Annotated in this window: 14 protein-coding genes; 10 read left to right on the top strand and 4 right to left on the bottom strand. The window is 44.3% G+C overall.

Translation table 11 applies throughout. The features are described from left to right. Positions 1 to 253: 253 nt before the first annotated feature. The 3 genes from QZ938_RS29060 to QZ938_RS29050 all read right to left on the bottom strand — a co-directional run bounded on the left by QZ938_RS29060 (position 254) and on the right by QZ938_RS29050 (position 2,988). A complete protein-coding gene (locus tag QZ938_RS29060; RefSeq protein ID WP_293355289.1) occupies positions 254 to 961 on the bottom strand; it encodes a murein L,D-transpeptidase family protein in 708 nt (235 codons plus the stop codon). A gap of 414 nt (positions 962 to 1,375) precedes the next feature. Further along, positions 1,376 to 2,491: a phospho-N-acetylmuramoyl-pentapeptide-transferase gene (gene mraY / locus QZ938_RS29055; RefSeq protein WP_293355292.1), complete on the bottom strand. Its 1,116-nt coding sequence runs from the start codon at positions 2,489 to 2,491 to the stop codon at positions 1,376 to 1,378. Between the two features lie 257 nt (positions 2,492 to 2,748). Continuing rightward, positions 2,749 to 2,988, bottom strand: a complete 240-nt coding sequence (locus QZ938_RS29050; RefSeq protein WP_293355295.1) for a DUF3134 domain-containing protein — start codon at positions 2,986 to 2,988, stop codon at positions 2,749 to 2,751. A 395-nt stretch (positions 2,989 to 3,383) separates the two neighbouring features. Here QZ938_RS29050 and QZ938_RS29045 point away from each other — a divergent pair, with 395 nt between their 5' ends. Next, positions 3,384 to 5,063: a glycosyltransferase family 4 protein gene (locus tag QZ938_RS29045; protein WP_293355298.1), complete on the top strand. Its 1,680-nt coding sequence runs from the start codon at positions 3,384 to 3,386 to the stop codon at positions 5,061 to 5,063. 322 nt (positions 5,064 to 5,385) lie between these two features. After that, positions 5,386 to 5,970 carry a PAP/fibrillin family protein gene (locus tag QZ938_RS29040; protein ID WP_293337041.1) on the top strand — a complete coding sequence of 195 codons (585 nt, stop codon included), beginning with the start codon at positions 5,386 to 5,388 and terminating at the stop codon, positions 5,968 to 5,970. A gap of 94 nt (positions 5,971 to 6,064) precedes the next feature. Here the strand turns inward: QZ938_RS29040 and QZ938_RS29035 are convergent, their stop codons facing one another. Then, positions 6,065 to 6,304, bottom strand: a complete 240-nt coding sequence (locus tag QZ938_RS29035) for a helix-turn-helix transcriptional regulator (RefSeq protein WP_293157490.1) — start codon at positions 6,302 to 6,304, stop codon at positions 6,065 to 6,067. 164 nt (positions 6,305 to 6,468) lie between these two features. Here QZ938_RS29035 and QZ938_RS29030 point away from each other — a divergent pair, with 164 nt between their 5' ends. From QZ938_RS29030 to QZ938_RS28995, 8 genes are all read left to right on the top strand, one after another. Beyond that, the gene (locus QZ938_RS29030) at positions 6,469 to 6,693 is read left to right on the top strand and encodes a hypothetical protein (RefSeq protein ID WP_293157493.1); all 225 of its coding nucleotides are present in this window, start codon (positions 6,469 to 6,471) and stop codon (positions 6,691 to 6,693) included. Positions 6,694 to 6,885: 192 nt separating this feature from the next. After that, positions 6,886 to 7,554: a Uma2 family endonuclease gene (locus QZ938_RS29025; RefSeq protein WP_293355301.1), complete on the top strand. Its 669-nt coding sequence runs from the start codon at positions 6,886 to 6,888 to the stop codon at positions 7,552 to 7,554. Between the two features lie 79 nt (positions 7,555 to 7,633). After that, positions 7,634 to 8,281, top strand: coding sequence for a Uma2 family endonuclease (locus tag QZ938_RS29020; protein ID WP_293157499.1), 648 nt, complete (start codon positions 7,634 to 7,636; stop codon positions 8,279 to 8,281). A 66-nt stretch (positions 8,282 to 8,347) separates the two neighbouring features. Then, complete coding sequence (locus QZ938_RS29015) at positions 8,348 to 8,605, top strand: type II toxin-antitoxin system ParD family antitoxin (RefSeq protein ID WP_293157502.1); 258 nt, start codon at positions 8,348 to 8,350, stop codon at positions 8,603 to 8,605. After that, positions 8,602 to 8,910 carry a type II toxin-antitoxin system RelE/ParE family toxin gene (locus QZ938_RS29010; RefSeq protein WP_293157505.1) on the top strand — a complete coding sequence of 103 codons (309 nt, stop codon included), beginning with the start codon at positions 8,602 to 8,604 and terminating at the stop codon, positions 8,908 to 8,910. The genes QZ938_RS29015 and QZ938_RS29010 overlap by 4 nt, the downstream gene beginning before the upstream one ends. A 109-nt stretch (positions 8,911 to 9,019) precedes the next feature. Next, a complete protein-coding gene (locus tag QZ938_RS29005) occupies positions 9,020 to 9,835 on the top strand; it encodes a PD-(D/E)XK nuclease family protein (RefSeq protein WP_293355308.1) in 816 nt (271 codons plus the stop codon). Positions 9,836 to 10,044: 209 nt separating this feature from the next. Next, positions 10,045 to 10,206, top strand: coding sequence for a hypothetical protein (locus QZ938_RS29000; protein WP_293157511.1), 162 nt, complete (start codon positions 10,045 to 10,047; stop codon positions 10,204 to 10,206). Between the two features lie 45 nt (positions 10,207 to 10,251). Then, positions 10,252 to 12,819, top strand: a complete 2,568-nt coding sequence (locus QZ938_RS28995; RefSeq protein WP_293355311.1) for a DHH family phosphoesterase — start codon at positions 10,252 to 10,254, stop codon at positions 12,817 to 12,819. Positions 12,820 to 13,518 lie beyond the last annotated feature (699 nt).

Below are 13,518 nucleotides of genomic sequence, written 5' to 3'. Positions count from 1 at the left end.
ATTGTTGTGTGAGAATGGACGCACGATTTGGCATAATGGAAACAGATATTTTGGTTTGTAAGGCAATTATCTATGTATATCTTGCCTTACAGATTTTTTTTGGCCACTTTTTCAGTGCCATTTGACTTCAGTCCTCTCTTACCAGTTTGTAGTGAGGACTTCAGTCCTCTCTTACCAGTTTGTAGTGAGGACTTCAGTCCTCTCTGCTGGTTGTTGAGTCAATCAGGACTTGCATTCCGAACGCTCGAACCAGTTATGGAATAATTTCTACTTCTGTACCTTGTTGTACAAACTGATACAACTCGTCAACATCCTTATTTTCCAGAGAAACACAACCCAAAGTCCAATTCGATCGCTCTTTGATAATTTTCTCTGAATTAGCAGGCACGCCGTGAATCCCAACCTCGCTGCCAATACTATCGTACCATTTGATTGTACCTGCTTGCTTGGCTTTGATATGTTTTCGCCAAGATTGTTTGCTGGGATAATCCAGCCAGATAAATTTCGACCAAGCTGCGTGAGGATAAAAATCTTTTATGCTAAAAATTCCTTCCGGCGTCCGCGAATCGCCTTCTTTTAGTTTATCGCCTGCGGGATTGCTGCCAAATACAACAGGATAAGATTTGACCGGCTTTTTATTTTCATATACAGTCAGCCTGTATTTTGATTTTTCCACCAGGATGGAAATTCTATTTTTATCTAACTTATCCGGTTCGCCTAAAATTTGTGATAGGGGTTTGCCGTAGTTGAATAAATTATCTGGTGGCAATTGGGTGTGTAAAACATTTAACTCATCAGCCGCACAGTTACTTAGGCAAAAAACATCTAAAATGTAGGGAATGGGAACAGCATAACCCAGTCTCACAAGTTTCCAGTAAAAAAAGGAACTCACAGTTAGCAAGAGAATGCTGGCAGATGAAGCAATTATCCAAATATTGCGCTGTCTTTTTTTGAGTTCCATTGCATTAACTGGGGATATTATAGCGGTTCTCAAAAAAGTGAGGTACGTTGTTGGGCTTAAGCCCTCTTATATTTATTATATAGTAAGCAAGGTCGCATCAAAAACTCCATTTATAGTCATACCTCATCTTTCTGATAAAGGCTATATCATCATTGTAACTTATGAGCTTGGAACAGGCAAGATGCCTGTTCCACAACAGATTTAATATTAGTGGCACAGGCATCTTGCCTGTGATTTAGCTAGATTTAATATTAGTGGCACAGGCATCTTGCCTGTTTTTTATTCTATCTAAAACGGGCAAGATGCCCGTTCCACAACTGCATGAAGTTCTTGTGTAACGGGCATCTTATTTGTTTTTCAACATGGCTGTAAATATCAGCTACATATGCTGTAAAGTCTGTTACTAATCCGCTGTTAACTGTTGCCAGCCAACATCAAAATCATTAACACTAACACCCCGTTAGTTAAATAAAAGATACCAACCACCTGAGTTTCCAACCAGCCGCAGAGTTCTAGATGGTGGTGCAGGGGAGCCATTCTTAAAAGACGCTTGCCAATGCCATCAGGGCCTTTTGTAGCTTTATAATAAGCTACTTGAGCAATTACTGACACTGTTTCAATCAAGAAAATCCCGCTGATTATTAATAATATCCAAAGGCTATTTGTTAATAAAGCTACCGCACCCAAAGCACCGCCCAAAGCCAATGCACCTGTATCCCCCATAAATACTCGGGCTGGATTGCGGTTGTGAGCTAAGAAACCGAAACAACTGCCGCTAATGCAGACACAAAATATCATTAATTCTGGCGAAGTTGATGCTACAGATGCACCTAATCCCAAAAGTGCGATCGCACCTAAACCTCCCATCAAACCATCAACGCCGTCGGTAAGATTAGTAGCATTGCTTTCGGCAACTAACACAAAACCAGCTAGCGGCCAAAACAAGAAACCTAAAGGCAATACCCAACCGAAAGGCAAAGCAATGTTTGTAGAAATAGTTGGATTGTGGAACATCAACCACAGACAAAAAAGAGCTGCAAAACCTACTTGCAAAGCCAATTTCATCCGAGGTGAAATACCTTTATTCGACTTGCGGCGGAGAATTTGCCAATCGTCGAGCCAGCCGATGAAACCGTAAGCTAAAGTTAAAGCCGATACGGCAACAACATCTGAGTTAAATTTCGACCAAAGTAATGCTACTGCGACTCCTGCTGGCACAAAAAATATGCCTCCCATTGTCGGCGTTCCCGCTTTTTTTAAGTGGGCTTGGGGGCCGTCTTCGCGAATTATTTGTCCGGCTTTCAGTTGCTGGAGTACGGGGACAACCAGATAACCTAAACCCGATGCAATGAGAGCACAAACAGCTAGTGGCATAAATAGCGATGCAGGCGCATCCAAAAATCTACCCGCTGCTACATCTAAACCGATCGCTACAATGCCGAGCCCCAAACCCAGCAGCAGGAATAAATTCCTGCCTGTAAGTTTGAAAGGCATAGTAAAAGGGATTTTCTCATCCACAAAGTTATCCATATCACTCCTCAACACACACCATTTGAGAATAAGCATTTGACAATTCGAGAATAGGGTGGGATACAGGAGATTGGGAAATCTCTTGGTTTTTCTTCCCTGTTTCTGGTTGATTCGTTGACCAGCCAAAAACGTTACAAGCCCTAAACTTCAGTAATCGATTCTCCCCAAATTTTAGACTCAAGTTCGGCTTCCGGTTATTCACGAAGCTGCAAGTGAATCTAAAATCTAAAATCTAAAATCGACTCACCATTCTACAGTTATTCGTCGCTTACACCCGCATCATCTTCTGCTTCTTCTTCTAAATCATCGTAAGGACTGTCGTCAACTGCCATCAACTCGGAAATTTCTTCTTCGTGCAGATAGTCGGGTTCTTGGACATCCCTTGCTAAGAGGCGATTGTTAGATTCCAACCAGTCTAAAAGAGAAGATTGCTGCTTTAATGGAATTACATCGGCAGGTAAGTGGCGAGGTATTTGACGCAGAGATGGGTTGTACATGATTATCGGTTTCTAAAGACAAAGACGCGATCGAGATCGAGTAGAACTAATGTTGTGCCGACTGACTGCTCCTTCCATCGAACACTTGCAAATCGGGCATTTAGCAGAGCTAAGGCATTATACCACAGACACTCTTTGGTTCCGGATCGGATAGGATGGCTGACTGGTTCGGGCGATCGCCCCCAACCATGGGCGCCAGGATAACATTAAAATCCGATATTGCCAATCCCTCTTTAGCCATAAGTATTGTAATCTGAGGCGATCGTTTTTGAAAGTATCGCGGGACACGGTGCCAGCCAGCGGTTGGGTTACAACAGTTTCCTGGTTTTGCGTCAAAGCCTTATGGTGAAAGCCTTTTACCTTCTTCAACCAATTCTCGAACAACAAATCTCAGGATGGATATAACAGCGGCGATTTTATACCACAAAGACGGTTACGACACCGGAGGGAAAAGACTTCTGGGGCGTCATTCAGCCGGAGAAGGATTTCTCAAAAGCTTAGTCCAACACGGTACTGCTGACTCTCTCTACTGTTGCACAGACAGCGAAGCAACATTTAAGGAGTTTTGTTCGCGCATCCAACCTTGGCTGCAACAACCTCGGAAAGTCCGCTGGATTTCGACGGATCGACTAGATTTGCTATCTCAACCAGGTACAATCTATCGACCCGATCCCGCCCTTGCCGATATGGTTTGGGGGCGCAGATTTGTCAATCAGCGGGCTTACAGCGTTTGTGGCGTTACCCATACGATCGCAACTAAGTATGTCATGGAATCGATCGGCAATTTGATAACTGCACCGGTTCAACCTTGGGATGCCCTCATCTGCACCTCTAACGCCGTGAAAAACACAGTAGAAGGAGTTCTCAGAGAGTGGTCAGAATATTTAGCGCAGCGCAACGGCGGTCAACCGGAAATTTTGGTGAAATTGCCAGTTATTCCCCTAGGAGTGGATTGCAGCGCGTTTCCGCAGGGTGTGGAAGCAGTCCAGGCGGGCGATCGACAACGGCAAGAACTCGGCATTTCTCCCGGCGATATAGTCGTGCTATTTGTCGGGCGATTGACTTTCTCTGCCAAAGCTCATCCGGTACCAATGTACATCGCTTTGGAGCGCGCCGCCCAGCAAACAAAGGCGAAAATCCACTTAATTCAAGCCGGTTGGATCGAAGATCCGAGAGAAGAACCCGACTTTAAAAATAGCGCGAAAATCTTTTGTCCGTCGGTGAATGCTATTTTTGTAGATGGCAGAAAGCCGGAAATTAGAGTTAATATTTGGTCTGCCTCCGATATTTTTATTTCGCTGTCCGACAACATTCAAGAAACCTTCGGACTAACACCCATTGAAGCAATGGCCAACGGACTGCCGGCAATTGTTTCCGACTGGAACGGATACAAAGAATCAGTACGCCACGAAATCGACGGCTTCCGCATTCCCACACTCATCCCGCCCCCAGAAGCTTGTTTAGATTTAGCACTAAATTATCTCGACGGCAGTTTGAATTGGCCGACTTACATGGGTCACACTTCCCTAGCCACAGCAGTTGATATTGATGCCTGCACCCGCGCTTTGTGCAAATTAATTGAAAACCCGGAATTGAGAAAGCGGATGGGCGAAAGTGCGAGACAAAGGGCGAGAGAGATTTATGATTGGAAAGTAGTAATTGCTGCTTACGAACAGTTGTGGCGGGAATTAGCTGAAATTCGGGTTTCTGCACCAGAGTCTGCACCTGCAAAAGCCGGGAAGCCGCCTTATCCGCTGGGCGACGATCCTTTTCGGGTGTTGGGTCATTATGCGACTAGAACTTTAACCGATGATACGATCTTGAGTCTGGGTGCGATCGCCACACCGGAACTGTTGAGAGAGTTGCACGCAATTTGGTTTACGAGCTTCGGTCAAGACCGGAGAATCTCTGTTACAGTTCAGATGCAGATGTTAAATGCGATCGAGCAAAAGGGTGCTCTCAAAGTCGGCGAAGTTCTCAGGCGTTATGCCACAAACGAGCAAGAATCAGCATACCTCTATCGGACGCTACTCTATCTCGTAAAATTTGGTGTTTTAGTCATTGGGAATGGGTAATTGGGAATTGGGAATTGGGAATTGGGAATTGTTAATCCAATAATAACCTGCGGTTGAAACCGTTACTAAACAAACGATGTCCGCCGGACGCCGATTGAATATTAGAGTAAATGTAGGGTGCGAATGCGTACAGAGAAGCCCAATTATAAATCTGAGTAAAAAAACGATTTATTTAGTCTCCGTGCATAACTCATGAACTAATGACAACTGTCAACTGTCAACTGTCAACTGTCAACTGCCAACTGTCAACTGTCAACTGTCAACTGTCAACTGTCAACTGTCAACTGTCAACTGTCAACTGTCAACTGTCAACTGTCAACTTATGCTTAAAAAATCTGCACTATTAGAGATAATTGCTGGTAAGAATCGCGGTTTGCTGGCGACTCCAAACGACAAACAGGTGATTTTAAGTGCGATCGCCCAATTGGAAGATTATAACCCCACACCACGCCCTGTGGAAGCCGCAGAACTTTTAGATGGCGATTGGCGGTTGTTGTACACCAGCAGCCGCGCCCTGCTGAATCTTGACGGTTTTCCGTTGTTGAAATTGGGTCAAATTTATCAATCCATCCGCGTCAAAGAATCCAAAATTTACAACATTGCCGAACTTTACGGCTTGCCTTACTTAGAAGGAATTGTCAGCGTCGCGGCCAGATTTGAGGCGACTTCGGAACGGCGAGTGCAGGTGAAGTTTGAGCGATCGATTTTGGGTTTAAGCAGGTTAATCGGCTATGAATCTCCTGCCAAATATATCAATGAAATTGAGTCGGGGAAAAAGTTCGCTGCTGTAGATTTTGGGCTGGATACCCGCGAACAGCAGGGATGGCTGGATGTTACTTATTTGGATGGCGATTTACGGATTGGGCGCGGGAATGAAGGCAGTGTTTTTGTACTGACAAAAGAGTGATTTTGTGATGTGCGATTAAGTTTAGGAAGGAGGCGATTTAAATCGCGCCTGCAAAACCAAAGTCCGGAGGGTGCGCGGACAAGCAAAATAATCGTTACTCCATCAATTTTGTCTGTTCTTTCTGTTCCGTCGGCATTGACTTTCTGACAGCTAGCACCAACTCCGCTTCGGTACATCGATACAAGTCCCGCATTCGGAATACTTGCCAAACTTCCATTTTGGGTAATGTTCGACCTTTTTCCCAGTTGCGAATTGAAGATTCTGCACATTCTAGTATGTGTGCTACGTCTATAATTTTCAGCCCTGCACGTTCTCTTAAGGCTCTCAGATCCATTGCTGACTGAACCTTTTGACTAAAAAACCGTTAAATTTTGCCGCTAAGTATTGACGGAGATGACTTGTGTGATGTTTAATCATAGTAGTAGAGGCGTTAGTCCATTCCCGCCAAGAAACTTACTAACGCCCTTTCCTGTAGTCCATAGAGAATACTAAACTATCATGCCACAAAACGGTTATCAAGAGGGATTCTCCGCGAATCCTAGTGCGATCGCGTACCAAAAATACCTTTACCCTTGGGCGATCGCCAAACTGATGCCAAATATGCAGCGGACTGTTGTATGTCGGTTTCGCAGGCGATCGGATGCTGAGGGCCACTTGCTGTGTCTGCGTCAACTCGTGCCTCAAGCTTCGCTGCTGTTAGTGTTTGACTTGCAACCCGACTAACATTTGGGGCGATCGCGCGATCGATCGCCCTCTAAAAGTAGGAGGTTTTTTCGCGCGATCGCCCTCTAAAATTGGAAAGTTATGTCAGTTTGAGATTAAACTACAAACTTTAACCTAAGCTGCACAGGTTTTTATTGTTTAGCTAAAATCAGATAAGCTAGTATAAAACTATCCTTAACTTGTTGGTGAATTATGACTGTGACAACTGCAAAATTCATCCTTCCTGAAGCGGGCCAAATTCCACAATGGCAACCCGCCACGTGGGAAGATTATATAACGGCTTGCGAAAATCCGTCTTTAGCAGAAGCCAAAATTTTTTTTTACGAAGGATATCTTTGGATCGATATGGGTAATGAAGGGCCTCAGCACGCTAGATTTAACAACCTCTTGACGCTGGTGTATTACGCGTGGTTTGTCAGCAAAGGAGGACAAGCTTTTGATGATTTGGGCGGCTGTGTAATTGAAAAGCCTAAGGTAGGAGGAGGTGCGCCCGATCGCATTTTATACATTGGCGGAGATTTCCCGCAGTGGCAAAAAGGCGAACCGCGTCGCATTAATCTCAATCAATGGCGAGTTCCCGATTTAGTAGTAGAGACTGCCGATACTACTTTGACGAGCGATTTAGATGAAAAAAAGCGCTTGTATGCTGCATTAGGAATTCCGGAGTATTGGGTAATAGATATTAAGGGCGTGAGAGTGTTGGCATTTCGATTGCAGGAGAATGGGAAGTATCAGGAATGCGATTTTTCGGTAGCACTTGAGGGATTGCCAATTGCTTTGCTATCGGAAACTTTAAAGCTTTTGAATGAAGGAAATGGAACGGCCGCGATGTGGTTTGCTCAACAAATTGGAAGTTTGTAGGTGAGAGACAATTCCTAGAAAATACTAGCTTTAATTTTGGTATAATTAGCAAGCAGCCATCTTTGGTGGCAATGAAAATATGATATTACCCACAATTACTGAAGGTACAATTTCCCTTGCAGCAGGAGACGAACTCATTCTGCGATTTAGAACTTGGCAAGATTACGAGGCATTGCTAGCCCGTCGAGAGGATAAAGCTGGATTGAGAATTCGTTACAGCAGCAAAACTCAAGAAATTAGAATTATGTCACCATTGCCAAGACATGGTAAGAATGCAGATATAGTTGCAGATTTGGTCAAAGCTTTACTGCGACATCAATGCAGAGATTGGGACGCATTTACTCCCATTACGCTGAAGCGAATTAACCAACAGGGAATTGAACCAGATTATTGTTTTTATATCGACAATCGCGAGCAAATATTAGGGAATGAGCGGATTGATTTAGAAACAGATCCACCTCCAGATTTAGCGATTGAAATCGATCTGACTTGCACGACTAAACCAGAGGATTATCAAGCGATCGCACCTTTGGAACTCTGGGTTTACCGTCAAAGTCAATTATCGATCTATCAGTTCGAGTCGCAGCAGTACCGTGAGTCTCAAAGGAGTCGGTGGTTTCCCGGTTACGATCTCAAAACGTTAATTCCTCAATATTGCGATCGCGCTTGGCAGATTGGTTCTAGTGTGGCGCTGCGAGAGTTTGAAGAGGTATTGCGATCGCTATAATCCTAGGAAATTGTCTAGTCTATAATATAACCAATACTTCTGCTTTCCAACACTATGCAAATTGTTTTGTCACCTGAAGTCGAAGCCCTCGTGCAGCGTCAACTCACGACTGGCAAATACAAAAGTGCGATCGAAGTCATCCTGGCAGGCATTCAACTCCTCGAACAACAAGAAGATATTTATCAAGGACGATTGCAAGAACTTCAACGAGATGCACTAATTGGCCAGCAAGCATCCCAATGCGGTGAAGTCGTAGACGGTGCAACCGCAATGGCACAAATCCGCGCTAATTTGCGATCGCGCTACACTTCATCAGAAGCATGACTCCAAAATTTCGCCTCACCGAACCCGCAATTCAAGATATCGAGCAAATTGCAGACTATATCGCTAGTCAATCGGGACTCGATAAAGCCGATCGCTTTTTAAGCAAACTCGACGAAAAATTTGCCAAAATTGCTCAGTTTCCCAACCTTGGACGACAACGAGACGAGATTTTACCAGGCCTACGCAGTCTCCCAATGGATAACTATCTCATACTCTATATGCCGATCGGACAGGATGTAGAAATCTTTCGATTTGTCAGTGGTTATCGAGATTTGTCAGCCCTATTTATTGATGCTGATGATTGAAGTAAATTATCTCAAAATAATAGATTCTTTCGGAATCTGAAGAATTACTAATTTTCATAATTTGCATAACAAAATCTTACCACAAGCTGAAAAAAATCACACCTCAAAAATGCTGCGACTCTCCCAAACCCAACTCAAAATCCTCGAAGAATGCCCCCGCAAATTCCAGCATAGCTACCTAGAACTACTCGCCAGCACCGCCTCCCCTGAACACAAAGAAAAACTCACGTGGGGAAGTCATTTTCACCTTTTGATGCAGCAGCGAGAACTAGGATTGTCGATTGAATCCATCACCCAACAAGACCCAGAATTAGGACGATGTGTGGCAGCATTTATCAACGCCGCCCCCGAACTTTTTGCGAATTCAGAAAATAGCGACCAAATTTTCCGCCAAGCCGAACACCCCCGCATCCTGATTTTTCAAGACTACCTATTCACCGTTATCTATGACTTGCTAATAGCCGAACCAAACTCTGCCCAAATTCTCGACTGGAAAACCTATCCCCGCCCTCAAAAATCAAAATGGATAGCCGAAAGTTGGCAAACCCGACTCTATTTATACGTTTTAGTAGAAACTAGCGACTATTCCCCGGAACAAGTTTCCATGACATACTGGTTCGTACAATTGCAAGGAGAAGAACCGCCACAAAAACTCACATTTTCCTACAATCAAATAGAACACGATCGCACAAAACAAGATTTAATCCAAATATTGCAGCAGCTAACCGACTGGCGACAGCGCTATACCGAAGGTGGCGAATTCTTCCCCCAAGTACCAATTATTTCCAATCTTTGCGATTCCTGTCAATTCGCCACTCGCTGCAACCGAACCCAAGACTCTACATCTTCCTCATCAAATCTTCCAGCAGAAACTCCCACAAATTGGTTGCCAAATCTTGCTATAATCGAGGAAATATCTATTTAACTAAAGCTCGGTCGGGGCGGGTTTAGAGATATTATGGGTGTGAATTAAAGTTGGTTGGCGAACCCGCCCCTACTATAATCGAGGAAATATCTATTTAACTAAAGCTCGGTCGGGGCGGGTTTAGAGATATTATGGATTTGAATTAAAGTTTGTTGGCGAACCCGCCCCTACTATAATTATGGTTGACTTACTCGACATGGCATAATATTATGTCAATCCTGAACGCATTGGAAGACGAAAAACCCAGTTTATACGAAGTTTTGCATTCAGTAACTACAAATCTAGGAAAAAACCCGGTTTCTGAGGTTTGGAATTATAAATTTTTTTCGATCGGTGGGGGCAGGTTTATAGATATTGTCGATTTGAATTAAAATTTTTTGGTGAACCCGCCCCGGCTTGAATTAATGAATTAACTTATGACACAAACACTTCAAGAATGGCAAAATCAACCCTTAACTCAACCCCCAGACTGGCTGATTCAAACTGTCAGAAATTATGCGCCAGAACTCCCAGGAAACTATGCGGCTGCACTTCTCTGGGATAGAGGAATTCAAAACCCGGAAGAAATACCAGGTTTCCTGAATCCCCAACTTTACCAACCAGCAAGTCCGTTTGAATTCGGCTTAGAAATGAACTGGGCGATGGAAAGAATCCAGCAAGCACGAAACAGCGGTGAGAAAGTCGCTATTTGGGGAGACTTCGACGCGGATGGGATTACCTCAACCTCAGTTTTGTGGGATGGACTGGGAGAGTTTTTTGATCAAAATGACCAACTAACTTATTACATTCCCAATCGCTTAACAGAATCTCACGGTCTTAATATTCCCGGAATAAACAAGTTACATAAATCTGGAATTAGCTTAATTATTACCTGCGATACTGGTAGCACAAATATCACGGAAATCGAATATGCTACAAGTCTAGGTATTGATACAATTATTACGGATCATCATACATTACCGGACGATCGCCCTCCAGCGACGGCAATCATCAATCCCCGGTACTTTTCGCCCAACCACCAACTGTTTAACCTGTCCGGCGTTGCGGTAGCCTACAAATTAATCGAAGCACTATACCACACATTGCCGGATATTCCGCAACGACCGCTGACCGATTTATTGGAGTTAGTGGCGATCGGCTTAATTGCCGATTTAGTCCAACTTACAGGAGATTGTCGCTACCTAGCACAACTCGGCATCGAACAACTGCAAAAACAAATCACAAATCCTACCCGTCCGGGAGTTGCAAAATTACTCGAACTGTGCAAACGAGCGGGCGATCGCCCAACCGACATTTCCTTCGGCCTCGGCCCCCGAATCAACGCCGTCAGTCGCATTCAAGGCGACGCCAGCTTCTGCGTAGAACTCCTCACCAGCCGGGACAAAAAACGCTGCGAAGAACTAGCAAATCTAACCGAAATTGCCAACACCAGGCGCAAATCTTTGCAAAAAGATGTGGCAAAAGATGCAGCCGAAAAACTAGCAAAACTAGACCTCTCAACCACCAGCGTCATCGTCCTCAGCGACCCACAATGGCCCGTAGGAGTATTAGGATTAGTGGCGGGACAAATCGCCCAAGAATACGGCCGCCCGGTAATTTTATTCTGCACGGAAGGAAGTGAAGAAATCAAAGAAAGTATTCCAGAAACTAAATTTATAGATTCTTTTGACTCGGATTCAGAAACACTTTATCAATCTAAAATCCAAAATACAAAATCTAAAATTGCCCGCGGTTCTGCCCGTTCTGCCAATCAAATCGACCTTTATCAATTAGTCAAAGACCAAGCGCATTTATTGGATAGATTCGGCGGTCATCCCTTCGCGGCAGGCTTGAGTCTCCCAGTTGAAAATATCCCGCTATTTACGGATGCTATAAATCAGCAACTCCGACAGCAATACAGCGCAGATAGTTTGACAGCGGCACCAGTTCTAGCAGACTTGAAAATTACAGTTGCGGAATTAGGCAAACAGTTATTTCAAGAACTGAAATTGCTTGAACCCTGCGGCATGGGCAATCCCGCACCTAAATTGCTGATTGAAAATTGCTGGTTTAAGAATATCTACAATAGAAATATTAAAGATTCACAGGGAAAAGAAGTAAAGTATATCAAAACTTCTTTTGAAATTTGGGATGAATCTACTCATGCAGGATTTCCCGGCATTTGGTGGGGACATTACCGAGATGAAGTTCCCGAAGGGCGGTGCGATGCGACTGTCGAACTCGATTTCAATACTTATACGTCGAACTATGAAGTGCGGTTGATAGCAGTGCGGGAACGCACGGATGACAAACAAGTTAGTTCCCAGACTAAAATTGATTGGATATTTGACTGGCGGAATAGAAATAATGATGAAGAGTTATTAGCAGTTAGCACAAACTTGGAATTTGAAATACCGATCGACAATCTAGCTGACAATTCACCAATGCTCGATCGCGAAAACTCGATTATCCTCAAAGAATGCCCCGCAAGCTGGGACGAATTGCGCGTCTGGTTTCGGCAAGCACAGCACACTCAGAAAAAACTCGCGATCGCCTATACTTTACCTCCATTGCTACCACCGCAGCAAATCTGCCAACAGCTAATTGGCATCGCCAAATACCTCAGCCGCACCAACAAACCCGTCACCCGACAGCAACTCCGCCAAAAACTCGGCATCAGTGACACGTCGCTGCAACTTGGATTCACAACGTTAAAACATCTGGGTTTCAAAGTCAATTATCGCGATCGGGCTTTTCACATCACCAGACAACCCGAAGCCAGAGAAATCGGAACTCAAACCTCCAAACCCTTATTCTCTAGCCCCTCAACTCAATTCTTAGTGCCCAATTCCCCCATCGCCGCCCGTTACGCAGCGCAATTCCTAGCCGCAGTCTCCGAAGAACAATTCCGGCGAAAATATTTCTGTGAAGTACCTCTTTCTACCATTGTGTCGATCGCCCGAGAGACCGTTTTCCAAGAAGATTATACAGACACTCTCTTTTAATTGAGACCTTGCACTTTTTTCCGTAATATCAAATCCGATTGCATCGTCCTGTATTCATCTCTATCTTCTCTCTCTGTGTCCTCTGTGTTCTCTGCGGTTAAATCACCTGACGATACAACCGGAAACGATATAACAGGCTTTCGGGCCCGTCCCACAGATCGAATCAGTTTTTTGTCAGGCAAACAGGCAAAATCTTAGATAGTAAATGCTTCCAAACTGTACCCAATTTAAATTCTATATCTCAATCATCTCAATCATCTCCCCCCCCTCTCCCATTCTCCCCCTCTCCCATTCTCCCCCTCTCCCATTCTCCCCCTCTCCCCCTCTCCCTCGCAGGGCTGATTCCTGACATGGATGTCGCATCTGAGTTTTAAGAAATATCTTATACCAATTTTAAAAAAGAATGCAACAGTATTCTTCTTTCCCCCCCTTAGCAAGGGGGGGCTAGGGGGGGTCGAAGACTGTTGCACAATTTTAGAGAATTGGTATTAGTTCTGAATCGATGCCGATAAAATAAGTGGTAGGGCAATGGGAGTTATCCGTTGCGAGTCACGCTCAAAACTCAAAACTCGTAAATCAATACGGAATGCGGGAAACTCAGAGACTTTAGTCCTGAGAGGGAAGCGACGCGAGGGACTTGAGTCCCCGTGTTCTTTATTTATTTTTTCTTAAATATTTTGTGGAGCGAGGTTGAGATGT

Source organism: Microcoleus sp. CAWBG27, assembly GCF_020883145.1.
In the GTDB taxonomy this organism is placed as follows: Bacteria; Cyanobacteriota; Cyanobacteriia; order Cyanobacteriales; family Microcoleaceae; genus Microcoleus.
Note: the sequence above shows the minus strand (reverse complement) of the source record. Positions and strands in the feature narration are given on the sequence as shown.

Excerpts from the sequence above, each read along its gene's own strand:
- QZ938_RS29060 (WP_293355289.1), bottom strand. The coding sequence starts at position 961 with ATGGAACTCAAAAAAAGACAGCGCAATATTTGGATAATTGCTTCATCT.
- mraY (WP_293355292.1), bottom strand. The coding sequence starts at position 2,491 with ATGGATAACTTTGTGGATGAGAAAATCCCTTTTACTATGCCTTTCAAA.
- QZ938_RS29050 (WP_293355295.1), bottom strand. The coding sequence starts at position 2,988 with ATGTACAACCCATCTCTGCGTCAAATACCTCGCCACTTACCTGCCGAT.
- QZ938_RS29045 (WP_293355298.1), top strand. The coding sequence starts at position 3,384 with ATGGATATAACAGCGGCGATTTTATACCACAAAGACGGTTACGACACC.
- QZ938_RS29040 (WP_293337041.1), top strand. The coding sequence starts at position 5,386 with ATGCTTAAAAAATCTGCACTATTAGAGATAATTGCTGGTAAGAATCGC.
- QZ938_RS29035 (WP_293157490.1), bottom strand. The coding sequence starts at position 6,304 with ATGGATCTGAGAGCCTTAAGAGAACGTGCAGGGCTGAAAATTATAGAC.
- QZ938_RS29030 (WP_293157493.1), top strand. The coding sequence starts at position 6,469 with ATGCCACAAAACGGTTATCAAGAGGGATTCTCCGCGAATCCTAGTGCG.
- QZ938_RS29025 (WP_293355301.1), top strand. The coding sequence starts at position 6,886 with ATGACTGTGACAACTGCAAAATTCATCCTTCCTGAAGCGGGCCAAATT.
- QZ938_RS29020 (WP_293157499.1), top strand. The coding sequence starts at position 7,634 with ATGATATTACCCACAATTACTGAAGGTACAATTTCCCTTGCAGCAGGA.
- QZ938_RS29010 (WP_293157505.1), top strand. The coding sequence starts at position 8,602 with ATGACTCCAAAATTTCGCCTCACCGAACCCGCAATTCAAGATATCGAG.
- QZ938_RS29005 (WP_293355308.1), top strand. The coding sequence starts at position 9,020 with ATGCTGCGACTCTCCCAAACCCAACTCAAAATCCTCGAAGAATGCCCC.
- QZ938_RS29000 (WP_293157511.1), top strand. The coding sequence starts at position 10,045 with ATGTCAATCCTGAACGCATTGGAAGACGAAAAACCCAGTTTATACGAA.
- QZ938_RS28995 (WP_293355311.1), top strand. The coding sequence starts at position 10,252 with ATGACACAAACACTTCAAGAATGGCAAAATCAACCCTTAACTCAACCC.